Annotated in this window: 20 protein-coding genes; 16 read left to right on the top strand and 4 right to left on the bottom strand. The window is 33.8% G+C overall.

Going from position 1 to position 22,657, the window contains the following annotated elements; genetic code table 11:
* Positions 1-19 precede the first annotated feature (19 nt).
* The 8 genes from BM239_RS04395 to BM239_RS04360 all read left to right on the top strand — a co-directional run bounded on the left by BM239_RS04395 (position 20) and on the right by BM239_RS04360 (position 6,367).
* The gene (locus BM239_RS04395; RefSeq protein WP_092206407.1) at positions 20-415 is read left to right on the top strand and encodes a DUF302 domain-containing protein; all 396 of its coding nucleotides are present in this window, start codon (positions 20-22) and stop codon (positions 413-415) included.
* Between the two features lies 1 nt (position 416).
* Positions 417-767: a hypothetical protein gene (locus BM239_RS04390; protein WP_092206406.1), complete on the top strand. Its 351-nt coding sequence runs from the start codon at positions 417-419 to the stop codon at positions 765-767.
* A 151-nt stretch (positions 768-918) separates the two neighbouring features.
* Positions 919-1,368 carry a c-type cytochrome gene (locus BM239_RS04385; RefSeq protein ID WP_092206405.1) on the top strand — a complete coding sequence of 150 codons (450 nt, stop codon included), beginning with the start codon at positions 919-921 and terminating at the stop codon, positions 1,366-1,368.
* An 84-nt stretch (positions 1,369-1,452) separates the two neighbouring features.
* The gene (locus tag BM239_RS04380; RefSeq protein WP_092206404.1) at positions 1,453-2,796 is read left to right on the top strand and encodes a cbb3-type cytochrome c oxidase subunit I; all 1,344 of its coding nucleotides are present in this window, start codon (positions 1,453-1,455) and stop codon (positions 2,794-2,796) included.
* Positions 2,797-2,918: 122 nt separating this feature from the next.
* Positions 2,919-3,761 (top strand): CbbQ/NirQ/NorQ/GpvN family protein, encoded by an 843-nt coding sequence (locus tag BM239_RS04375; protein WP_092206403.1) that lies wholly within the window; start codon positions 2,919-2,921, stop codon positions 3,759-3,761.
* Between the two features lie 11 nt (positions 3,762-3,772).
* A complete protein-coding gene (locus BM239_RS04370) occupies positions 3,773-5,542 on the top strand; it encodes a nitric oxide reductase activation protein NorD (RefSeq protein WP_218151650.1) in 1,770 nt (589 codons plus the stop codon).
* Positions 5,542-6,129: a cytochrome c oxidase subunit 3 gene (locus BM239_RS04365; RefSeq protein WP_092206401.1), complete on the top strand. Its 588-nt coding sequence runs from the start codon at positions 5,542-5,544 to the stop codon at positions 6,127-6,129. The genes BM239_RS04370 and BM239_RS04365 overlap by 1 nt, the downstream gene beginning before the upstream one ends.
* 1 nt (position 6,130) lies before the next feature.
* On the top strand, positions 6,131-6,367 hold the full coding sequence (locus tag BM239_RS04360; RefSeq protein WP_092206400.1) for a cytochrome C oxidase subunit IV family protein: 237 nt from the start codon (positions 6,131-6,133) through the stop codon (positions 6,365-6,367).
* Here the strand turns inward: BM239_RS04360 and BM239_RS04355 are convergent.
* Positions 6,364-6,879, bottom strand: a complete 516-nt coding sequence (locus tag BM239_RS04355; RefSeq protein WP_092206399.1) for an RrF2 family transcriptional regulator — start codon at positions 6,877-6,879, stop codon at positions 6,364-6,366. The genes BM239_RS04360 and BM239_RS04355 overlap by 4 nt on opposite strands.
* Before the next feature lie 88 nt (positions 6,880-6,967).
* On the opposite strand from BM239_RS04355, the gene nadA reads away from it, so the two are divergent.
* Together nadA and nadB are read left to right on the top strand one after the other, a co-directional pair.
* A complete protein-coding gene (gene nadA / locus BM239_RS04350) occupies positions 6,968-7,894 on the top strand; it encodes a quinolinate synthase NadA (protein WP_092206398.1) in 927 nt (308 codons plus the stop codon).
* Between the two features lie 4 nt (positions 7,895-7,898).
* Entirely contained in the window at positions 7,899-9,446 is a 1,548-nt protein-coding gene (nadB, locus tag BM239_RS04345; RefSeq protein ID WP_092206397.1) for an L-aspartate oxidase, read from the top strand.
* Here nadB and BM239_RS04340 read toward each other — a convergent pair whose 3' ends face one another.
* Complete coding sequence (locus BM239_RS04340; protein ID WP_092206396.1) at positions 9,447-9,914, bottom strand: CBS domain-containing protein; 468 nt, start codon at positions 9,912-9,914, stop codon at positions 9,447-9,449.
* Between the two features lie 125 nt (positions 9,915-10,039).
* Between BM239_RS04340 and BM239_RS04335 the strand changes: the two genes are divergently transcribed.
* From BM239_RS04335 to BM239_RS04325, 3 genes are all read left to right on the top strand, one after another.
* Positions 10,040-12,340, top strand: coding sequence for a M28 family peptidase (locus BM239_RS04335; protein ID WP_092206395.1), 2,301 nt, complete (start codon positions 10,040-10,042; stop codon positions 12,338-12,340).
* A 68-nt stretch (positions 12,341-12,408) separates the two neighbouring features.
* Positions 12,409-13,116, top strand: coding sequence for a tetratricopeptide repeat protein (locus tag BM239_RS04330; RefSeq protein ID WP_092206394.1), 708 nt, complete (start codon positions 12,409-12,411; stop codon positions 13,114-13,116).
* A gap of 465 nt (positions 13,117-13,581) precedes the next feature.
* Positions 13,582-16,563 carry a T9SS type A sorting domain-containing protein gene (locus tag BM239_RS04325; protein ID WP_092206393.1) on the top strand — a complete coding sequence of 994 codons (2,982 nt, stop codon included), beginning with the start codon at positions 13,582-13,584 and terminating at the stop codon, positions 16,561-16,563.
* Between the two features lie 387 nt (positions 16,564-16,950).
* Here the strand turns inward: BM239_RS04325 and BM239_RS04320 are convergent, their stop codons facing one another.
* Together BM239_RS04320 and BM239_RS04315 are read right to left on the bottom strand one after the other, a co-directional pair.
* Complete coding sequence (locus tag BM239_RS04320; protein ID WP_092206392.1) at positions 16,951-19,050, bottom strand: M13 family metallopeptidase; 2,100 nt, start codon at positions 19,048-19,050, stop codon at positions 16,951-16,953.
* A 100-nt stretch (positions 19,051-19,150) separates the two neighbouring features.
* The gene (locus BM239_RS04315; RefSeq protein ID WP_092206391.1) at positions 19,151-19,663 is read right to left on the bottom strand and encodes a hypothetical protein; all 513 of its coding nucleotides are present in this window, start codon (positions 19,661-19,663) and stop codon (positions 19,151-19,153) included.
* Positions 19,664-19,820: 157 nt separating this feature from the next.
* On the opposite strand from BM239_RS04315, the gene BM239_RS04310 reads away from it, so the two are divergent.
* From BM239_RS04310 to BM239_RS04300, 3 genes are all read left to right on the top strand, one after another.
* The gene (locus BM239_RS04310; RefSeq protein WP_092206390.1) at positions 19,821-20,762 is read left to right on the top strand and encodes an NAD-dependent epimerase/dehydratase family protein; all 942 of its coding nucleotides are present in this window, start codon (positions 19,821-19,823) and stop codon (positions 20,760-20,762) included.
* Between the two features lie 112 nt (positions 20,763-20,874).
* A complete protein-coding gene (locus BM239_RS04305; protein WP_092206389.1) occupies positions 20,875-21,474 on the top strand; it encodes a hypothetical protein in 600 nt (199 codons plus the stop codon).
* A 174-nt stretch (positions 21,475-21,648) separates the two neighbouring features.
* Complete coding sequence (locus BM239_RS04300; RefSeq protein WP_092206388.1) at positions 21,649-22,635, top strand: hypothetical protein; 987 nt, start codon at positions 21,649-21,651, stop codon at positions 22,633-22,635.
* Positions 22,636-22,657 lie beyond the last annotated feature (22 nt).

Here is a 22,657-nt window from a genome sequence, read left to right as displayed (position 1 = left end):
CACATTCAAAATTAAATTTATGTCTTATTTTTTTTCCACAACGTTAACAAATATTTCCTTTGAAGATGCCATAGATAAAACAAAAACCGCATTAAAAAATGAAGGTTTTGGTGTCTTAACTGAAATTAATATAAAAAATACACTTAAAAACAAACTAGATGTAGATATAAACCCGTACACCATTTTAGGTGCTTGCAGCCCAAAACATGCACACCAAGCTATCAGTAGCGAACCTAATATAGGTGTGTTTCTGCCTTGCAATGTAATTGTTAGAGCTTTGGACAGCAACCACATATCCGTTTCTGCAGTTGACCCAATTGCCTCCATGGGAACTGTAGAAAACAAAAATTTAGCAACAGTAGCGCAAGAAGTTGAATCTAAACTCAAAAAGGTTATTAACGCTTTAAAACAGTAACATGCAAAAACAATGTCCAGAATGTGGAACAAAAATTGTTGGCCGGATTGATAAAAAATTCTGTAGCGATGCCTGTAGAAATTCGTTTAATAATCGCGTGAATAAAGATGCCAAAAATTTGATTAGAAATACCAATAATCGGTTACGAAAAAATTACCGCATTCTAGAAGAATTGAATCCAGAACAGAAAACCAAATTATCCAGAGCCAAACTTGTTGAAAAAGGTTTCGATTTTAATTATTTCACTAGTATATACACAACCAAAGCTGGCACTGTTTACTATTTTGTTTACAATCAAGGCTACTTGCCTTTGGAAGGCGATTATTTTGCTTTGGTGAAACGGGAAGAGTAAATTACCGACCTTAACCAATATATTTCCAACATTTTAAGAAATTATCAACTTTTATAACATTTCATGACTTATGTCATGTTTTAGAATGAAGCACTCGTTTATTTTTGCATAGAAGATTAAAAGGTCTTTTTAACCAATTAACTAAAATCATATGTTATCAAAGAAACAAGCACGCGCGTTTTTCTTGGGAGGAACTGTGGTAACATTCCTAATATTTATAGGATTAACCATATTCTCGTTTAGCAAAGAGCAAGATCAAACAAACCATGAAGGTATAACTGAACAAGTTGTTCGTGGTAAAGTTTTATGGGAAGAAAATAACTGCATGGGCTGCCATACCATATTAGGTGAAGGCGCTTATTACGCTCCTGAATTAACAAAGGTACTCGATAGAAGAGGTGAAGGTTATGTTAAAGCTGTTTTAATGTCGCCTATTCCATGGAACCCGAATGGCCGTCAAATGGTAGCTTACGGCTTCACGCCTGAAGAAGCAGAAGACTTAATAGCCTTTTTTGATTGGATTGGTGGTATTGATCTCAATGGATTTGATACCGTTGTGTCGCCATTAGCTAAAGATAAAATTGAACGAAATAAGAAATAACTAAACTTGAAATACCTCAAAAATAGATTTCCAAATGCATTGAAATAATTTTAGGTATAACAACTAACTTCTAGAACTAACAAGATGAAATACAAATCACAAAAAGTAGCATATTGGTTTTTTGCCTTTTCCATGTTACTCCTCGTTTTACAAATTACCTACGGATTCATAATGGGTTTTGCTCGTATTGGTTTTGATGGTCTTCACGAATTCATTCCTTTTAATACAGCAAGAGCTGTCCATACCAATCTATTAGTCGTTTGGTTGCTATCCGGATTTATGGGTGCCGCCTACTATATTATACCTGAAGAAGCCCAACGTGAATTAGTTAGTGTTAAGTTGGCTTATGTTCAATTAATCTCGTTGGCTGTTGTTGGTGTTACTGCTGTTATTGGCTACCATTTTAATTGGTGGGAAGGTCGCAAATTTCTAGAAATCCCTAGACAATTGGATTATCTTGTTGTGGTAAATGTCCTACTATTTTTAGGACTTATATTAATTACTCTTTTTAAAGGAAAACGGAAAACAACAACAGCTCTTGTACTCAGTATGGGCTTGCTATTTGCCGCACTCCTTTATATTCCTGGTATGTTACCTTTTGATAGCCAAGTAACCGATTCGTTTTTTAGATGGTGGGTTGTTCATTTATGGGTAGAAGGCGTTTGGGAACTTATTATGGGAGGTATTTTATCTTTTCTACTGATAAAACTCACTGGAGTTGACCGAGAGGTCATTGAAAAATGGCTGTATGTTATAGTTGGTTTAACCTTTTTATCTGGAGTTTTAGGCACAGGACACCACTATTATTACATAGGTGTCAATAAAATATGGTTAATAGTAGGAGGTATATTCTCTGCATTGGAACCGTTAGCATTTTTAGCTATGGCATTGTTTGCTGTAAATATGTACAGAAAAGGAGAAAAGAAACACCCAAACAAAATTGCATTATTCTGGACATTGGGTTCTGCCATAGTATCTTTTGTTGGTGCAGGCTTATTAGGTTTTGCACATACGCTGCCACAGACAAATTTATACACACATGGTACTTTAGTAACAGCTATGCATGGTCACTTGGCATTTTGGGGAGCATACGCTATGATTGTTTTAGCTATTATAAGTTATGCACTACCAAATATGACAGGAAGAAAATTATATGACAGCCCTGTTGGTCGAGCCGCATTTTGGACAGCTAATATTGGCATGATAGGTATGACGGTTGCTTTTGGTGTTGCAGGTGTTGCCCAAGTATATTTAGAACGGAAATTTAAAATGGACTTCATGGAGGTTCAAGCCGAAATAAGCATTCATTTTGTAGTATTAATATTATGTGCTACGCTGTTTGCAACTGGAATTATTTTATACATCTGGGATTTTTATAAACATGGACTACCATCAGATGAAGCTTTAGATATTGATTCAGATTTATAACACTGAATAGCAAAGAAAGGTTCATTTAGTTAAGTCAAGATCTTGAAGTTATATTTGCTCATACCTGACACACCATGGCTTCAATCATCTTTAACTAAAGAGCCTTTTTTTAATTTACAAACATGAAAAACGCGGTATTAACATACCATCTAAAACCTTCTATTTTGAAAACAGAAAATCAACATACAGAAATAGCAATCCCTTTTTACAAACCTATAGCAAAAGAAGTTGAAGTATTTGGTCATGCTTTTAAAAACAAAATTCCCGTATTATTAAAAGGGCCAACTGGAACAGGAAAAACACGTTTTGTGGACTTTATGGCGCATCAATTGCACAAAAAACTCATAACTATTTCCTGTCATGAAGAAACATCCTCCACGGATTTAATTGGCCGCTATATTATTCAAGGCTCCGAAACCGTTTGGATGGATGGTCCACTTACAAAAGCCGTAAAAACAGGTGCTATTATTTATTTAGATGAAATTGCCGAAGCCAGACCTGATGTTATTGTGGCCATTCACTCCTTAACAGACCATCGAAAAGAACTCTATATTGATAAATTAGGCGAGACCGTTAATGCACATCCAGATTTTATGCTAGTAGCATCATTCAATCCTGGTTACCAAAAAGGCTTTAAAGAATTAAAACCATCCACTAGGCAACGTTTTATTGCCCTGGCTTTTAATTATCCAAATGAAAAAGATGAAGCCGAAATCCTAATCAGTGAAACACAAATTGATGCGTCAACTGCTAAAAAATTAGTAGCCATTGCTACTAAAATTAGAAATCTTACAGAATTAGGCCTTACAGAAACTGTATCCACAAGGCTTTTAGTAGATGCCGCCAAATTAATTCATACGGGTTTAGGAAAACGCCTAGCTGTTCGTGTGGCTGTGGTTGAGCCCTTAACAGACGACCATGAAATTACAGAAGCTTTAGCCGATTTATGTGATTTAATGATTTAAAAAAATGAATCATGTTTGAACCCGATGAATACCTCTTTTCCAAAGTTGCCAAGTTTTTAAAGCGTCGTAAAAAAAATGCTTTAGAAACTTTAGAACACGCGGTAAAACTACATGATATTAAACAGCGGCTCACCATTTTCGCTCGAGCCATTACAGGTCAAGCCATTGAAATTTTTGCAGCCGAACGCGAAGGTGGTTATAAAAATAACAGCTTCTTTTTACCAACGCAATTTTCAGAGTTTCCCACTTTAGAGCAAAATACCCAATTTTATATTTTCCGAATTGTGTATTTATCCATTCAAAAAAACAAGCAGTTAAATTATTTATCTGATGCTGAAATTACTTTAGAAGAAGCTCGTGAAAAAGCCCTTGAAAGTTCTAGTTTGGTACTAAATGAGATGTTTCAACAATTTCCAATAACCAAGAAAATTCATCAGGAATTAATCACCTTATATTTCAACAAATCAACCGAAAAAACACCAGAAGATTTAAGCTTTATTTATGGCAAATGGATGAAAAACGACCCTGAAACCTTAAAAAAAGCTGTATTACAAAACATTTCAGAACAGGTTAAAAAAGCTATCAACAACGAAATAAACACCATTTTAAAAGCCAATGCTGTTGAAGAAATAAATACTTTAGAAATTGACAAAAAGCAACAAGAAGATTATGTGCTCTTGCATAATTTTGAAAAAGCCGAAACAGCCGAAGAATGGGAAGGCGGCTGGCGCGATTTTGATGGCGATGATGATTTAGATGATCATGCAAATGCCTTGGAAGACCTTAACATGAAACATACTGTTCGGGTAGACGATCCGGTACATTCCATTTATCAAGCAGAATTTATTGAAAACACCACCATTTCTGAAAGTACCGAATTAAACACAGAAGCACCTCATTTTACTTATGATGAGTGGGATTATTCCAAGCGTGCTTATAAACCTAATTTCTGCAAAGTATATCCTAAAAAGCAACTAGAAACGGATGTTGTGTATTATAAAAACACACTTCAAAAAAATGCGGCTACTTTAACGGGTTTACGAAAAATGTTGACATCGGTTAATAATAAATATCAACAACAGCGCAGGCAAACCCAAGGCGATGATTTTGATTTAGATGCTCTAACGGATTTATACGTGGATGTGCATTCCAAACGCACACCTTCGGAAAAAATATATCTGTCTAAACGCAAAAAGGATAAAGATTTATCGATTTCAATCTTATTAGATGTCAGCTTGTCTAGTGATGGGTATGCTGGTGGCAATAAAGTTATTGATGTGGAAAAACAAGTCTCTATTATTTTCGGTGAAATTTTAAACGAATTCAATGTGGACTTCTCCATAGATTGTTTCTTTTCGAAAACGAGAAATTATGCAACCTACCTCACTCTAAAAGGATTTGATGACTCTTGGGACAAAAGTAAACATAAAATTGGCGCTATAGAACCTAGTGGTTATACTAGAATTGGAGCTGCATTAAGACATTCTGGTGCTTTATTAGATTCTAGAGATACGAAAAATAAATGGGTTATTTTAATTTCCGATGGTAAACCAAACGACTACGATAAATACGAAGGCAAATATGGTATTCAGGACGTAAAACAAGCCTTACGTGAGTTAAATCAGCGAAATATAAATTCCTACGCATTAGCAATTGAAGCGGAGGCTAAATATTATTTGCCGCAAATGTTTGGGCAAAACCATTATCAGATATTAACAACACCTGTCGAGTTATTAGAATCGTTAGTAAAACTTTACGAAAAGATTAAACACCAAACGTAATGACAACAATTAGTAAAAAGCATGCTTCTAAAAGTATACTCTATCCACCAGGCGGAATTTTAATGTGGATTATTATTTATTTAGAACTTATTACGTTTGGCGGAGTGCTAATTGCTATGGTACTATTTAGCAAAGATGAACCAGAGGTTTTCCAGCAATCTAGATTACTTTTAAATACCAGTTTTGGTACTATAAACACTTTACTTTTGTTGGTAAGTGGTTATTTTATGGCGCTCACAGTAAGTACACTGAAAGCTCAAAAGATTCAAAAATCCAAATTATATTTAAAGCTTACTATGCTTGGTGGTTTCTTGTTTTTAGGCGTAAAAACAATCGAATACATGGATAAAATTGATTTAGGTTTAACCATGGGCTACAACACCTTTTTCTCTTTTTATTGGATGCTTACCTTATTTCACGTGATTCACGTTTTGGTAGGATTGGTAATTTTAGCTTCGGTTTTAAGAACCCTGGTAAAAAGTCCCGAAAAACTCATTTTAGAAGATGTAGAAGCCAGTGCCACCTTTTGGCATATGTGCGATTTAATTTGGCTCTTATTATTTCCATTAATCTATTTAGTATTTTAATATGAAACAGAAAGCACTCCTTTATGTTCTAATGGTATTGATTCTTTTAACCGTTATATCAGCTGTTATATCCAATTTGAAAATAGGGAATGCTACTGACATCATCATGATTTTAGCTGCTCTTAAATTTTTAGTGGTTGCCTTTTATTTTATGGAACTACGGGATGCCCATATTTTTTGGAAGCTGTTATTAATTGGTTGTTTAACTATTTTTACTGGCTTAACAATAATTATTTAGGAAGGTTCTTCTAAAACATCAAATGCCTTTAAAGAAATATAACGGCCTTTGAGTTTTATATCATCAACAAACTCGGCAATAGATTTCTCTTTAAAATCTTTAAGTATTTTTTGTTTGAAAGCCGAAACCGTAAAATGCACAGGACACGGATTATCATCACCACATTTAGAAAGTCCTAAAAAGCATTGATTAAATTTATCATGACCATCAATAACCAAAACAATGTCCCAAACGGTTCGTTGTTTATTATCATCGCTCAAATAAAACCCTCCGTGAGGCCCTTTAACAGAGGTAACCAATTTATTTTTATTTAGTTGTTGAAGTAATTTGGCCAAAAAAGGTTGAGGCGCTTCTAATTCTTCCGAAATAATTTTAACACCAATTTTATGGTCTATATCAGAACACATTCCCAAGTATAAAATGGATCTTATTGCGTATTGACAAGCATTTGATAACACAGTTTTTTTTTCAAAGATATAAAAAAGATATTTTAGTCCTATTTTTTTATACATGGGTACTCATTTATGATTTTTGTCATGATTTAAAAATCTCATTACCCATAAATTTGCTACTTATTAAATTTGTAAATAGTTAGATACTTTGAGTTTAAAAGAAAACATCTTACGGTTAAAAAAAGAAAAGAATGCGGTTATTTTAGCCCATTATTATCAAACACCAGAAATTCAAGATGTAGCGGATTACGTTGGCGATAGTTTAGGACTTTCACAAAAAGCAGCCGAAACCAATGCCGATATGATTGTCTTTGCTGGTGTGCATTTTATGGCAGAAACAGCAAAAATTTTAAACCCAAATAAAATGGTTGTTTTACCAGATTTAAATGCTGGGTGTTCTTTAGCAGATTCCTGCCCGCCTGATGCTTTTAAAGTTTTTAAGGAACAGCATCCCAATCATAAAGTTATTACATACATTAACTGTTCGGCTGAAATAAAAGCCATGAGCGATATTGTCTGTACTTCATCTAACGCACTTAAAATAGTAGAATCTGTTCCAAAAGAAACACCTATTATTTTTGCGCCAGATAAAAATTTAGGACATTATATCAGTAAAGTTTCTGGTCGTGATTTAGTGCTTTGGAATGGTGCCTGTATAGTTCACGAAGCGTTTTCTATAGATAAACTATTAAAGTTATTTCAAGAAAATCCAGGCTCTAAAATTATTGCGCATCCAGAATCTGAAGCTCATATTTTAGATGTAGCCAATTATATTGGCTCTACAGCTGGTATGATAAATTACGTGAAGGCGCACCCTAAAGAAAAATATATTGTCGCTACCGAAGCGGGTATTCTACACAAAATGCAACAAGAAGTACCAAACACCCTTTTAATCCCTGCACCTGCTCAAGAAAATAACACCTGTGCTTGTAGTGAATGTGCGTTTATGAAAGTGAATACGCTTCAAAAATTATATGATTGTTTGTTAAACGAATCACCAAAAATTGAGGTTCCTGAGACGATTAGAAAACAGGCTTTAATTCCTATTGAACGGATGCTGGAACTTTCAAAATAAAACCATGAAAACCGAATTATTAATTATTGGTTCGGGCGTTGCTGGCTTAACTATAGCTGTAAAATATGCCAAGACATTTCCGAAGAAAAACATCACAATTGTTACCAAAGGGAATGAGGACGAGTCCAACACTAAATACGCGCAAGGTGGTGTTGCCGTTGTATTAGATGATAAAACCGATTCGTTTCAAAAACACATTGAAGACACCTTAATTTCAGGTGATGGTTTATGTCATGAAACCATTGTGAATATGGTTATTAAAGAAGGCCCTAAACGTTTGAAAGAATTAATGGTTTGGGGCGCACAATTTGATTTGGACCACACAGGAAACCTAGATTTAGGCAAGGAAGGTGGTCATAGTGAGTTTCGAGTGGTTCACTATAAAGATATTACGGGTTATGAAATTGAGCGCGCATTATTAGTACGCGCGCATCAACTCACCAATATTCAAATTTTACCTCATCATTTTGCTGTTGATTTAATAACCGAAAAGCAGCTACAACAAAACGCGGAACCTACAACCTGTTTTGGTGCCTTTGTTTTAAATGAAATCAACAATGAAATGATAACCATTCAAGCAGATAGTACTGTTTTAGCAGCAGGTGGTATAGGTCGCGTTTATGGCCACACAACCAACCCAAATATTGCCACTGGTGATGGTATAGCAATGGCCTACCGAGCAAAAGCACGCATAATGGATATGGAATTTGTACAGTTTCACCCAACGGCATTATATACTAAACAGGAAGGCTCTGCTTTTTTAATTTCAGAGGCCGTTAGAGGATTTGGCGCCTATTTACGCACTAAAAATGGTATTAGATTTATGCCAAAATATGATAATCGTGCCGAATTAGCTTCTAGAGATATCGTTTCACAAAGTATAGATACCGAATTAAAAAAATCGGGCGATTCTTGCGTGTTTTTAGATTGTACGCATTTAGATTTAAATGGTTTTAAAAATCATTTTCCTACTATTTATAAAACCTGTTTGGAAAATAATATTGACATCAGTAAAAATTGGATTCCAGTAGTGCCTGCCTCGCATTATGTATGTGGCGGCATCAAGGTAAACCAAAATGGACAAACGTCTATTAGTAATTTATTTGCTTGTGGTGAATGCAGTCGGACAGGACTTCATGGCGCTAACAGGTTAGCATCAAACTCACTTTTAGAAGCATTGGTCTATGCCCACAATATTTATAAATATCATGTTGATTTTCCAGTTTCAGAAAACAGACATAAGTTCTTAAATTGGCAGCATGTAGGAACAGATAATCTAAATGATGCTCATTTTGTAGAAAATAATGTAAAAAAACTACAAACTGTAATGCGAGATTATGTGGGAATTGTAAGGAGTAATAAACGCCTGCAAGAAGCCATTATCTTATTAGATGGCATAAATAAAGATGTCGAAGTGTTTTATAAAAAGTACAAACTTAATACTGCATTGTGCGAATTAAGGAATATGGTAAATGTAGCTCATTTAATTATAACACAATCTATAGAGCGACATGAAAATCGCGGTGGTTTTTACAATGAAGATAATGTGTAATTACTTCCAATTATGACCTTTGAGCTGCATGGCGGCTTTTAAAATATCTTTCTGACTAATCTGTCCAACTAATTTACCTTCTTGGACTATGGGGAATCGCCTAATTTTAGAGTCTAAAAACTTTTTAGCCGCATCAAAGATATCCATGTTGCCATCAATTGTTTCCACATTCTTAATCATGCGCTTATCAACAGTGTCTTGTTCAATAGGCATATTGTAATAGTGGCTTTCACAAATTTGTTTTAAGCAATCACCTTCTGATATAATGCCAACCAATTCATTTTGGGCATTGACAACTGGACCTCCAGAGATTTTATTAGTCAATAAAGAATGAACAACCTCATCAATCAACTGGTCTGGTTTAAAGGTTATTAAGTCGCGTGTCATGTAATCGCTGACCTTTAATTGCTGATTCTCAGTTGTATTATCCTGTTGCTTTCGCGCACCTTGAAAACTTTTTATAGCCATATTTATAGAAGTTTAGAAACTTAAATATAAAAAATTCAGGACTGTTATCCTAAACTGTTAAGACAAGTTTAAGATTGCTTATAATTTTATGTACTTTTAATTTTTAAAACTAACTACAGCCTCTCATGCTTAAAAAACTAATTGCCTTAATACTTATCATTGCTGCTGTTTACTGGAGTTTTTCAGTGTTATTACCAAGCAATATCTCTAAACTAGACACTCCGGAAAATCAGTTTTCTACAGAGCGAGCGCTCGTTCATTTAAAAAAAATATCCAAAGCACCACATTATTTAGGGAACAAAGAACATAACCAAGTTAGAAAGTATCTCTTGGCACAATTAGAAGCTTTAGGATTAGAAACGGAAGTCCAAGAAGCTTTTTCCATGAGCAAATGGGGAAATTTATCCAAACCCAAAAACATTATAGCACGACTCAAAGGGTCTGAAAATGGAAAATCCTTGGTGTTATTAACACATTATGACAGCCAACCGCATTCCTCTTTTGGTGCTAGTGATGCAGGATCGGGTGTGGTAACCATCTTGGAAGGAATTCGTGCTTATTTAAGTACTAACAAAGTACCTAAAAACGATATCATAATCGTTTTTACTGATGGTGAAGAGTTAGGTTTAAATGGCGCTGATATTTTTGTAAACAAACATCCTTGGGCAAAAAATGTAGGATTGGTTTTAAATTTTGAAGCTCGTGGTTCTGGTGGACCTAGTTACATGCTTATAGAAACCAACCAAGGCAATGCAGAACTGATGAAACATTTTGTAGCTGCTAATCCAGAATTTCCTGTCGCCAATTCTTTAGCATACAGTATTTATAAAATGTTACCCAATGACACCGATTTAACTCGTTTTCGTGAAGATGGAAATATAGATGGCTTTAATTTTGCGTTTATTGATGATCATTTTGATTACCATACAGCTCTAGACACCTACGAACGACTGGACAGAAACACTTTAGAACACCAAGGCAGTTATTTAATGCCATTACTCCATTATTTTTCAGATGCCAACTTATCCACTGTTAAAAGTACAGAAGATTATATTTATTTTAATATCCCATTGTTTAAAACCGTTATATACCCATTTTCTTGGATTTTCCCAATGCTTATAGTAGCATTTTTTGGGTTTATAATGCTTTTAATTTACGGTTTTAAGCAAGAGGCATTTATTGGTTCGGAAATTGGCCGTGGGTTTGTAGCTTTCTTTGTGTCGCTCCTTTCCGCTGGTGGAATTGGTTTCGGTCTGTGGTTCATTTTAAAGCAAATATATCCACAATATAGTGAGATGCTTCATGGCTTTACTTATAATGGTCATATGTACATTGCTGCATTTTCATTATTGGCTCTAACTATTTGTTTTTGGGTCTATCATAAGTTTTATAAACCAGTAAATACAGCTAGTTTATTTGTAGCACCTTTATTTTTCTGGCTTGTAATCTGCACAGTTGTTGCTTTTGTATTACCTGGAGCTAGCTTTTTTATTATTCCTGTTTTCTTCGGATTAATAACCTTGTTTGTTTTAATAAGACAGAAAAAACCCAACCTAATTTTATTAGCGCTTTTAACGTTTCCCGTCCTAACTATTATGGCGCCATTTATTAAAATGTTTCCAGTAGGTCTTGGCTTAAAAATACTTTTTGTTTCTTGTATTTTGGTGGTTTTAATTTTTGGCCTGTTGGTTCCTGTACTCGGATTTTTCAAACGAAAAAAATTATGGTCAATAGTATTTTTAGGAATAACCCTTATATGTTTGATACTAGCACATTTGAAATCTGATTTTTCAGAAAATAGACCCAAACCAAATAGCTTAAATTATGTTTTAGATAGTGATACGAATACCGCCGTTTGGGCAACGTATGATGACGCATTAGATAGTTATACGCAACCTTACATAACGGAATCTCCTGATGATGCTTCAGTATTGAACCAAAATACCATGGGAAGTAAATATAAGTCGGGTTTTACGTTTACTAAAAAAGCACCTGTTAAAACCCTTGAGAGTCCCGATATAACAATTATTTCAGATACCATTATTGGTAATAGCCGACATATCAGACTTCAATTTATATCTAATAGACAAGCCGAACGTGTAGAAGTATTTGCAGATAGCACGATATTGTTTCAAGAGGCTGTTATTAACGGTATTCCAGCATTAAAAGATAATACAAGTGGGTTTGTTTTTAAAGATCGGTATCACAACCGATTGTTTAGTTACTATATATCAGATAATAATCCCTTACTTATGCAATTTACTGTACCTAAAGAACAAGAGACAATCTTACAATTTTATGAGTCTACATATGATTTATTAACCAACCAACATTTTACAATACCTAGCAGGCAAAACACGATGATACCGAAGCCCTTTGTACTAAATGACGCTATTATTATTAAAACAACTATTAGAATCAAATAATTAGGATTGTTTTAAGATAATCAATCACTATTTTTTTTAGCTTTGAGGCCTATTAAACTCAAGTTATTATGAAGAAATTACTTATTGCTGTATTATGTGTTATTGGATTTCAAGCACAAGGACAAACGAGTCAAGAGTTATTGAATCATTACCGCGAATATTATAAACAAATGAAAATTCAGGGCGATTCTCAAGGGATTATTAATGGTTTAACCCATTTAATTCTATTATCACCTACTGAAGTTCAAGCGCATAAAGACACATTAGCCATGGTGTATATGAGTGAAGGCAACCATGTTCAGGCCTTGAACACCATAGGTATCGATACAAATCCGTCAGATTCTGATATAGCTGTGGAAGTAAAAGCGGTTTCATTAAAAGCACTTAATGAACCTAATCGTGCACTCATTCATTTTGAAGAATTGTTTAAACGTACACCAGACCCATCAGTAGCTTATGAGCTTGCTGAATTATATCTGCAAATAAATAATTTACCAAAATCCAATACTTATATAGAATATGGTCTGGCCAATGTAAAGGAAAACATGGGTAAAACATTTTATGAAAGTAAACAACCCTATCAAGTTTCTCTAAAGTCTGCATTTTTATACTTGAAAGCCTTGTCTAAATTTAATGAAAATAAAGAAACCAATATAGACCTTGCTGTCTCTATTCTAGATGAAGCTATCAAAATATCCCCTAATTTTAATTTAGCTTTATTAAGTAAAGATGCATTATTGAATCAGAAAAAAGAAAAATCTGAAACTAAAGAATAACGAATTATCATTTTAAATATTAGTACTTTTTTAAACATCCATTTTAAAATAAAATGGATGTTTTTTTTTGCCTAAAAATTGAAAATTATAAGAGGTAATTTACAGATTTTAAACCTATTATTTCGATATGTTTTTAGAATGATTAAGCGGAAAAAGACAAATAATTAATTGAAATCATTCAAAAAAACAGAAACACAAAAAAATTATAATAAAAGTGCTTAAATAGAATTATAAAACTGATTTACAGATACTTAACTTGTTTTTATGCCTTTCAAATTTCGGGAAATACTAAAGTATGTTCCTTTATATATAGTATTACTATCCATAAATTTAAGCTTTCAACGATTCAATAACGCAAAAAAAAAATGAGGTTTCAAATACTTACAAAGAATGCAGATTTTGAATACTAAAAATTACAGCATAATAATTTTACAAATAACTAATTACTAATTTAAACTATAAACAATGAAGAAAATTACCTTTTATTTAATGATGCTTCTAGGTGTCACGGCTTTCTCTCAAATAGAGATTGTTGAAAACTTCGATGGCGGTATACCTGCTGGATGGACAAATTCAGGGCTATCCTCTGGCACAACAGGTGCTTGCGGTGGTTCAGGTCAAGCTGTTTCTGCTAATTTATTTGACGCACAGACGGGAACAATTACCACACCAAACTATATTGGTATATCTAATGGTACAGCAATTACCATAAACTTTAGTTATAATGTATTTTCTGTTGCTTTTGGTTTTCCACCATCATTTAACGCGCCTCCTGCAGGTTGGGGAAGTATTGATTTAGACTACTCGACAAACGGTGGAACAAACTGGCAAAGCTTAATAAGTGTTGATGATACAGATTTTACTTTTGTAGATATAGAAAATTGTGCTACCGCTAGCACAACTCTTCCAATGGGTACAATAGCTAGTGGTGAAGATGTTCAAATTCGTGCTTCAGCTATTAACACATCTGGCGTAAGACTCTATTTTGTTATTGACAATCTGTCTATAACGCAAGTAGCTGATACTGTTCCAAACTGTGACGCAACCCTTATTTCGCCAGCAAACGGATCTACGACTGCAGATTCTGATACAACATTAACTTGGACCGCAGCCACTGGTTTAGCAACAGGCTATAAAGTATCTGTTGGTACAACTATGGGTGGTACTGAAGTTGTAAACGAAGCTACCACTACTGAAACAAGTTACTCGCTTTCTGGTTTAAGCTATGAAACTCTATACTACGTTAATATTGTACCGTTTAATAGTTTTGGTGATGCCATGACCTGTACTGAAGAGAGCTTTACAACACGTGTTGCTCCAATTGCTGGAGCTACCTGCTCTACTGCAGTATCAATTACAAATTTCCCGTACATTTTACCAATGGGTGACACCAATGATTATGAAAATAATATTGATGTAAGCCCTTGTAATAATGGCTATATGCGAGGAAAAGATGTGTTTTATGAAATTACACCAACAGAAGATATTTCTATTAATATTGATTTAACAAGTATTACAAACAACGGTGCCAGTATTCATGTGGTACAAGGATGTCCTGATGTGGCAACAGAATGTGTTGCTTATGTTGGTACTTTTAACACAAGTGGTGGCTCTTTAAATTTATCAGATGTAGTTTTATTAGCTGGTAATACCTATTATGTTGTTTTAAGTAACTCAAGCGCATCAAGAACCTATACGTACAGCTTAATTATACAAAGAAATTCATGTATCAATCCTACATTTACTTTAGCCAATGTATCCGATTGTGGTAACGATCAGTTTTCTATTGACGTGGATGTTACCTATTTAGGAAGTGCTACCTCTTTAACATTAAGTGATGATAGTGCAGCTACAAGCGACATTACAAACATCACGAGCACTGGTGTTGTAAATATTGGTCCTTACCCAAGTGGTACCACAGTAAATGTGTCTTTAACGAACGATCAAGATTCTGCTTGTTTATTTGACGATTCTACTTTTTACTACTGCCCACCAGAAAATGATGAGTGTACAACAGCTACGGATTTAACCGTTAATACAGATGGTACGTGTACCACTTTAACCGTTGGAACTAATGTAGGCGCAACCGAATCTGTTGCAGATCCTAACTCATGTACAGGTACTGCTACTAATGATGTTTGGTACTCATTTGTTGCTACTAACGAAACACTTATTTTAGAGTATTTTAATGTGACTCCTATAGTTGGTACAGCTACAAGTATGACAACAGAATTATTAGAAGGTAACTGTGGCACCTTAACAAGTTTAGCTTGCTATAATAGTAACTCTTACATTGTATTTAACAACTTAACGGTTAACAACACTTATTACGTACGTAATAGATCAGCCTTTTCTGGAAATGAAACAAACTTTGTAATTTGTTTAAAAACACCTCCAGCTCCACCTGTAAATGATGAATGTTCTGGCGCTATCGCTCTAACTGCATCTACAGATGACCAATGTAACAACTCTATAAACGGAACAACTGTAGGGGCAACACGTTCAGCAGATTCTACATGTCCTGACACTTCATTTTCTACGTTTTCAGATGTTTGGTATGTATTTAATCCAGGTGCAGATGGTTTTTATGAGTTTAGCTTTACACTAAATTCTGGTGCCCCTTCATCGTATTATATCTACAGTGGAAGCTGTGGCTCATTAACCGACATTAGCAGTAATTGTAATAGTACTTCAAACCAAATATTAGATTTGGACAGTTCAGAAACGTATTATGTTATGGTAAAATCTAGTCAATCGGAAGCAGGTGCTGATTTTGATTTATGTGTGTATGCATTACCTCCAGCAGTAGCTAACAGCGATTGTTCAGGTGCCATTGCACTTATAGAGTCTCCAAATGATCAAGGTGGTAATACCATTTCTAGCAATTTAGATAATGCCTACCCTTCAGCTGAAGCCTGTAATACAAGCAACGAATCAGTTTGGTATACGTTTACACCAACATATACTGGCATGTATAACTTCGACTTTACTAGAGTTTCTGGAAGCGCTAGTTACACCGTTTATAATACAGACAACTGTTCTCAAGCATCAACTTCAGGTTATGTTACTGGTTTTAGTAGCTGTTTTAACTCTGGAGATAAAACAGCAGAATTGGTAGCTGGTACAACATACCTAATTGTTGTACACGCAAGTAGCGCTGCATCATTTGAATTGTTTGCATATCCAGATCCATCTTTAAGTGTTGATACTAATACATTTGAAACGTTTAAATACTATCCAAATCCTGTTGTTAATACCTTAACAATTGAATCTGGAAACACCATTTCAAATGTTAGAATCTTTAACATAGTCGGACAACAAGTTCAAGTTACAGCACCAAACAACTTAAAAACAACTGTAAATATGAATGCATTGGAAGATGGTGTTTACTTTGTAACGGTAACAATCAACAATGCTCAAAAAACCTTTAAGGTTATAAAGAAATAGTTTTTAAACAAGGCTATAATTGATTAATAGTAGTAGTAAAATCTGGGTGGTATGTCATTATATCACCCATTTTTTTAAACTGAAAGAGGAAGCAACCTCTTTTAATTTATCAATATGTGGGGCATGTTCTAATTATTTATGTCCATACACATAAGCTATTTGTAAACAAGAACCTTTTTAGTGAAAAATTATAATGCCTTTGTATTTATTAGGTTAATAGCTAATAAATGTATTGTGCGGAAAATTTATAAATACCGATTGTAACCATCTATTAAGTGAATTTTTATCAATCGTGTATTTATATGTAGCTCTGTAAGAGTAGTTTTTTTCAAAGAAAAAGCAGTCTAAAATAGACTGCTTTTTTTATTTTCAAATATCTGATATGTGTTACCAAATTCTAACACGGTTTTCTGGTGCTATGTACATACTATCTCCTGCCTTAATATTAAATGCTTCATAAAAGGCATCTACATTTAATAAAGGTTGAACAGCACGATTCATTCCTGGTGAATGTGGATCTGTTTTAATACGTGTTTTTAAAGCATCATCACGCATTTTGGTTCTCCAAACTGTAGCCCAACTCATAAAAAAGCGTTGTTCTGGTGTAAAACCGTCAATGTTATCTGGTCTACCATTTTCTTTAAAACTTAACTGAAGCGCATCATAAGCAGCTAGAACACCTCCTAAATCACCAATATTTTCACCTAAAGTGAATTTTCCATTTATAGTAACGTCTGGTAGTACCTCAATGGCACTATATTGATCTGCTAATTGATTACCTAATGATTCAAACTGTTCTAAATCGGCATCTGTCCACCAATTATTTAAGTTTCCATCCTTATCATATCGTGCGCCTGAATCGTCAAAACTATGCGATATTTCATGACCAATAACGGCTCCTATACCACCATAATTTACAGCATCGTCAGCTTTATAATTATAGAATGGTGGTTGTAAAATGGCAGCTGGAAATACAATTTCATTAAAAGCTGGATTAAAATAGGCATTTACCACTTGTGGTGCCATATACCATTCTGTTTTATCTACTGGTTTTCCTAATTTATCTAAATCCTTTTTAAAATTCCAAGCACGAGCATTTAAGGAATTCTGTAAATACGATCCACCTTCATCTACACCTTTAATTTCTAATGCTGAATAATCTTTCCATTTATCTGGATAGGCTATTTTAATGGATGTTGCTTGCAGTTTTTCAATCGCTTTTTTCTTGGTTTCAGGACTCATCCATTCCAAATTATTAATACGATTTTCAAAAGCTAAAATAACATTGGAAATCATTTTTTCGGCTTTAGCTTTTGCTTCTGGTGGAAACATTTTATCCACATACAATTTCCCCAAAGCTTCACCTATGGTACCATTTAAAGCACCTAATGCACGTTCATCACGTGGCCGTTGTTTTTTAGCGCCATTAAGTTCACGACCATAAAACTCCCAACTTGCAGTTTCCAAATCTGTACTTAATTTACCTGCGGCTCCGTTAAAGGCATCCCAGCGTAAATAGGCTTTCCAATCAGCTACATTCCCTTCTGCCAACACGTCTTGTAAGCGATTAAAATAATTTAAATCGCCTATAATGACAGTATCTATTTCTTTAACACCTATTCCGCTTAAAAAGTTTTTCCAATTAATAGCGGGAACCATTTTTTGTACCTGATCAATTGATCTTGGATTATAGCGTTTTCTAGCATCGCGTCTGTCTACCTTATCCATTTTAGCTTCAGCTAAACGGGTTTCAAAGGCTAATATTTGTTTTGCTTCGGCATTGGCATCCGCTTCTGTTTCGCCTAAGTACTGTAACATTTTAGTAATGAATTCAACATACTTTTCACGCTTTTCCTTGGAATCGGCATCATCTTTTACGTAATAATCACGATCTGGTAAACCAGTGCTTCCTCCTCCTAAATACGCAACATTTCTATTACTATCTTTAGGATCAGAGCCAACACCAAAACCATATAAGCCACCACCTCCAAGAGGCTCCATTTCTATCATATAGGCCTGTAAATCGTCAATGTTTTCAATAGCATCAATCTTTGCTAAATAAGGTTTAATTGGTTCAATACCTTGCTTGTTTCTACCAATAGTATCCATAATTGTTTGGTATAAAAACACTGCTTTTTCTTGATCAGAACCAGGTAAAACCTGTATTTTTTCCATATCCTTGTTATCAGACATAGCTGCATCTAATATGGCCAAAGCATCAGCATCTGTTTTTTTACGAAGCTCATTAAAACTTCCCCAAGTGGATTGATCATCAGGAATTTCAGTTGTTTTAAGCCAAGTACCATTTACGTAATTAAAAAAATCATCGTTTGGTTTGACATCGGTGTTCATGTACTCCAAGTTAATTCCTGGAATAGACTCCTCTTCTACAAGAGCAGTTTCTTCTTTAGCATCATTTTTACATGCCATTAACCCTACAAAGGCTGCTGCACTTAATAATGATGCTTTTTTAAAGTTTGAATTCATAAGTTTTGTGTTTATTTTAACGGTACAATTTACCACTATTTGATTTTTGTTAATTATAATCGAACAGATATTAACAAAATATTAATAAATGAATTAGTGGTTAATAAGGTTTTTGAATCCGTTGAGATTCCCTTTCTAGCTGCTTATTCATTTGAAGATTTAAATTTGAATAAGCTACTAAAAGTTCTTTTACCGTCTCTAAAATAGATTCTTTTGTAGGGGAAGATAAATTTATAACACCTTCAAGTTTATACATTTTAGTTTCAACGGCTACAATACGAGCTAAAATAAGTGGTGAACTTACAACTTCAGGAACGGTTGATTTTAGTTCGTTATTAAGGGTGGCAACAATTTCTTTGTTTGATTTAAAAAATGATAAATTGCCAGATTTTACATCTAAAATAATACTACTTAATTCACGATATTTGGCCCAGCCACTCACGGCTTTTTCAACTTGAGCATCGGCTACAAAATCTGTGTATTTTAAAGCATCAATATCCGCTTTACTAACTAATTCGTTGATGGCTTTTTCATTAGTCAGCTGGCTTGATTCAGAATCATTATCTTGACAAGAAAGCAGGCACAAAACAAGTATTAAAAAGATATTTTTCATAAATTTTGTAAATCGAATTACAAATATATTGTATTCGTGGGTTTTAGCTATCAATTATAATAATACTTTATTTTCTAGCCATTATTTTAAGTTAAATTTATCATTTCATCAGTAAATTCTTGTTATTTTTGAATGATTTTTTAAAAAAAACTAGTTGATGAAATCTAAAATTTTAATCATTGGAGCCTGTGGCCAAATTGGTTCAGAACTAACCTATAAATTACGAGAAATTCACGGTGATAATCAAGTTATTGCTAGTGATATTAGTTACGGAAATTTGGACATTGTTAACTCTGGTATTTTTGAAATTTTAGATGCACAAGATGCAACTAGTCTAAAAGTATGTATTGAAAAATACGAAATCAACACGGTCTATCTTATGGCCGCAATGTTGAGTGCTACAGGTGAAAAATTCCCAATGAAAGCTTGGGATTTAAATATGAGTACGCTTTTTAATGTTCTAGATTTAGCTAAAAATGGACAAATTAAAAAAGTATTTTGGCCTTCAAGCATTGCTGTATTTGGGCCTACAACCCCTAAAGACGGAACGGCTCAATACACAATAATGGAACCTTCAACAGTTTATGGAATCACGAAGCAGGTTGGCGAACGTTGGTGCGAATATTACTTTAATAAGTATGGTGTTGACGTAAGAAGCATTCGGTATCCTGGAATTATTAGCTGGAAAACGCTGCCTGGTGGTGGAACAACAGATTATGCTGTAGACATTTATCATAAAGCCATAGCCGATAATCATTATAACTGTTTCCTGTCTGAACACACAGAATTACCAATGATGTATATGGAAGATGCTATAAAAGCAACCGTTCAGATTATGGAGGCACCTGCCAATAACATTAAAATTCGCTCATCCTATAATCTAGCAGCCATAAGTTTTACACCTAAAGATATGGTAGCCTCAATTAAAAAGCATTTAAAAGACTTTACGATTGAATACAATCCAGACTTCCGTCAAGAAATTGCCGATTCTTGGCCAAGCAGTATTGATGACAGTCATGCACGCCAAGATTGGAATTGGAAACATGAGTTTTCATTAGATGATATTACCAAGGAGATGCTAACTAATTTGGCGAAATAGTCTTCTCACCATTACATTGCTTATTCGTTTAAATAAAAATACGTAATTCATCGTATGTTTTATATGTTGAAGTTTCACTACTTTAGCTTCATAACCAACACGTTAAAACAACATGAAAAACATTTTTTTATTTACAGTACTAATGGTATCTACCACCATTTTCTCACAAAAAGCTAAAATCACTCAAGGCGATTGGAAAGATCTTAAAGGAATTTCAACTTATAATTTAGTGTTTGAATACACCGATTTACAGATTCCTAAATACGACTCTGAAGAAGCGTTTTTAGAAGATAAGATGAATAAACGGGATGATAAGGAAGAAGGAACTGGTGAGGAGTTTAAGAAAAATTGGTTTGCAGATCGTGAAAACCGGTATGAACCAAAATTTATTGAATCATTTAATAAACGCTTTGATGACAACGAAGTTAAAGTTGGCAAAAACATAGACGCCGAATATACAATGAAAATCCACACAACCATGCTATATCCTGGTTATAATGTAGGTGTTATGCGCCAGAATGCTAAATTAGAAGCTACCTTATATGTATATAAAACAGAGACACCCAATAATATTCTTTTTTCAGTAGACTACACGAAAGTAGAGGGTTATGGCGCAATGGGTAATGATTATAATTCAGGATATCGTATCTCTGAAGGCTATGCTAAATTAGCTAAAGAGTTAGCCAAAACCATCCAGAAAAAAGCCAAGTAATTAAACGTAGCTATTACGTAAACTTTAAGGGCGAATTCTTACTGAATTCGCCCTTATTTTATTTATTTAATTTTCAAAGTATTAGCATCTAATTATTAGTTTTCGTTGTAAGTTTTTAAAATAAAATAATCTAAAAATTTATATTTGCCGAAACCAACCCCTTAAAATCAACTTATGAAAATTAACGTTCTCTTTTTAATTGGATTCTTGCTTTACAATGTTTCAACTGCCCAAGTAAGTATTGGAAGTAGCGTATCGCCAACCAACTTATATGTTTCAAAAATAAAAGACACTGAATTTGATTATCTTAAAAAAACAAAAACTTATTTCGTAGTTCCAAATGAACTAGATTTTGAAAAAACTAAAAATCTAATTACAAGCATTTGGACATTTAACCCAATAGAATTTATTGCGCAAGATGATTATAATGAAAATGATTACGTAGTAGAAAATAATACCATTATTAGAATTCATGATAAAAATTATTCTATGACAAAAACAACCATAGGAAAAGGTTCTAGAACTATTGGTAATTGGTTTGTAAATAAGTTCGAGTTAATATCATACCCAAGTGTACGTATTAAAAAAAATGGAAAAAAAGATCCAGAAATTCATCAATTTGCCGATGTATTTTTCACACAAAGTATATTAAGTAGATATAAAAACCACCCATCTTATAGAGCAAAAAAAGCTGAAGAAATTGGCGAAGAGCCAGATTATTACAATTTTGATTATGGGTATATAAAAAATTACTTTCAGGTATTAAATGATAAATTGAATAAAAAGGAAATGCTGAATGTGCGTGATGGTATTGTAAACACTAAAAAGTTAAAGGCTTTAAAAACACAAACCTTATTTGTTCCAGATTGGATTTTGAAAACAACCAATGCATTCACAGGAGCATTAGGAAAAATACGGGAACCAGAAGAATTATTTGAAAAATACGATTTTCCCTACGAAATGATTTCTTACCAAGCATTAAATGATAAAATTTTAAGTGGCGAAAAATTCTACTACCTCATGCATAGTCAATTTAACGAATATAAACTGCTATCCATTATTGATAGTACAACGGGTGAAATGATTTATTTAGTAGAAAATAAAGGGTATAATATTGATAGCGGAGACATTAAGGATATTAATAAAGAAATAGTAGACTAATAGTAAAAAACAGACTAAAAAG

It is taken from the genome of Algorimicrobium echini (assembly GCF_900115185.1).
Classification (GTDB): Bacteria; Bacteroidota; Bacteroidia; order Flavobacteriales; family Flavobacteriaceae; genus Algorimicrobium; species Algorimicrobium echini.
This window is presented reverse-complemented; position numbering and strand designations above follow the sequence as displayed.

Bases quoted from the DNA above. Each gene is read 5' to 3' on its own strand.
- BM239_RS04395 (WP_092206407.1), top strand. From the start codon at position 20: ATGTCTTATTTTTTTTCCACAACGTTAACAAATATTTCCTTTGAAGAT.
- BM239_RS04390 (WP_092206406.1), top strand. From the start codon at position 417: ATGCAAAAACAATGTCCAGAATGTGGAACAAAAATTGTTGGCCGGATT.
- BM239_RS04385 (WP_092206405.1), top strand. From the start codon at position 919: ATGTTATCAAAGAAACAAGCACGCGCGTTTTTCTTGGGAGGAACTGTG.
- BM239_RS04380 (WP_092206404.1), top strand. From the start codon at position 1,453: ATGAAATACAAATCACAAAAAGTAGCATATTGGTTTTTTGCCTTTTCC.
- BM239_RS04375 (WP_092206403.1), top strand. From the start codon at position 2,919: ATGAAAAACGCGGTATTAACATACCATCTAAAACCTTCTATTTTGAAA.
- BM239_RS04370 (WP_218151650.1), top strand. From the start codon at position 3,773: ATGTTTGAACCCGATGAATACCTCTTTTCCAAAGTTGCCAAGTTTTTA.
- BM239_RS04365 (WP_092206401.1), top strand. From the start codon at position 5,542: ATGACAACAATTAGTAAAAAGCATGCTTCTAAAAGTATACTCTATCCA.
- BM239_RS04360 (WP_092206400.1), top strand. From the start codon at position 6,131: ATGAAACAGAAAGCACTCCTTTATGTTCTAATGGTATTGATTCTTTTA.
- BM239_RS04355 (WP_092206399.1), bottom strand. From the start codon at position 6,879: ATGTATAAAAAAATAGGACTAAAATATCTTTTTTATATCTTTGAAAAA.
- nadB (WP_092206397.1), top strand. From the start codon at position 7,899: ATGAAAACCGAATTATTAATTATTGGTTCGGGCGTTGCTGGCTTAACT.
- BM239_RS04340 (WP_092206396.1), bottom strand. From the start codon at position 9,914: ATGGCTATAAAAAGTTTTCAAGGTGCGCGAAAGCAACAGGATAATACA.
- BM239_RS04335 (WP_092206395.1), top strand. From the start codon at position 10,040: ATGCTTAAAAAACTAATTGCCTTAATACTTATCATTGCTGCTGTTTAC.
- BM239_RS04330 (WP_092206394.1), top strand. From the start codon at position 12,409: ATGAAGAAATTACTTATTGCTGTATTATGTGTTATTGGATTTCAAGCA.
- BM239_RS04325 (WP_092206393.1), top strand. From the start codon at position 13,582: ATGAAGAAAATTACCTTTTATTTAATGATGCTTCTAGGTGTCACGGCT.
- BM239_RS04320 (WP_092206392.1), bottom strand. From the start codon at position 19,050: ATGAATTCAAACTTTAAAAAAGCATCATTATTAAGTGCAGCAGCCTTT.
- BM239_RS04315 (WP_092206391.1), bottom strand. From the start codon at position 19,663: ATGAAAAATATCTTTTTAATACTTGTTTTGTGCCTGCTTTCTTGTCAA.
- BM239_RS04310 (WP_092206390.1), top strand. From the start codon at position 19,821: ATGAAATCTAAAATTTTAATCATTGGAGCCTGTGGCCAAATTGGTTCA.
- BM239_RS04305 (WP_092206389.1), top strand. From the start codon at position 20,875: ATGAAAAACATTTTTTTATTTACAGTACTAATGGTATCTACCACCATT.
- BM239_RS04300 (WP_092206388.1), top strand. From the start codon at position 21,649: ATGAAAATTAACGTTCTCTTTTTAATTGGATTCTTGCTTTACAATGTT.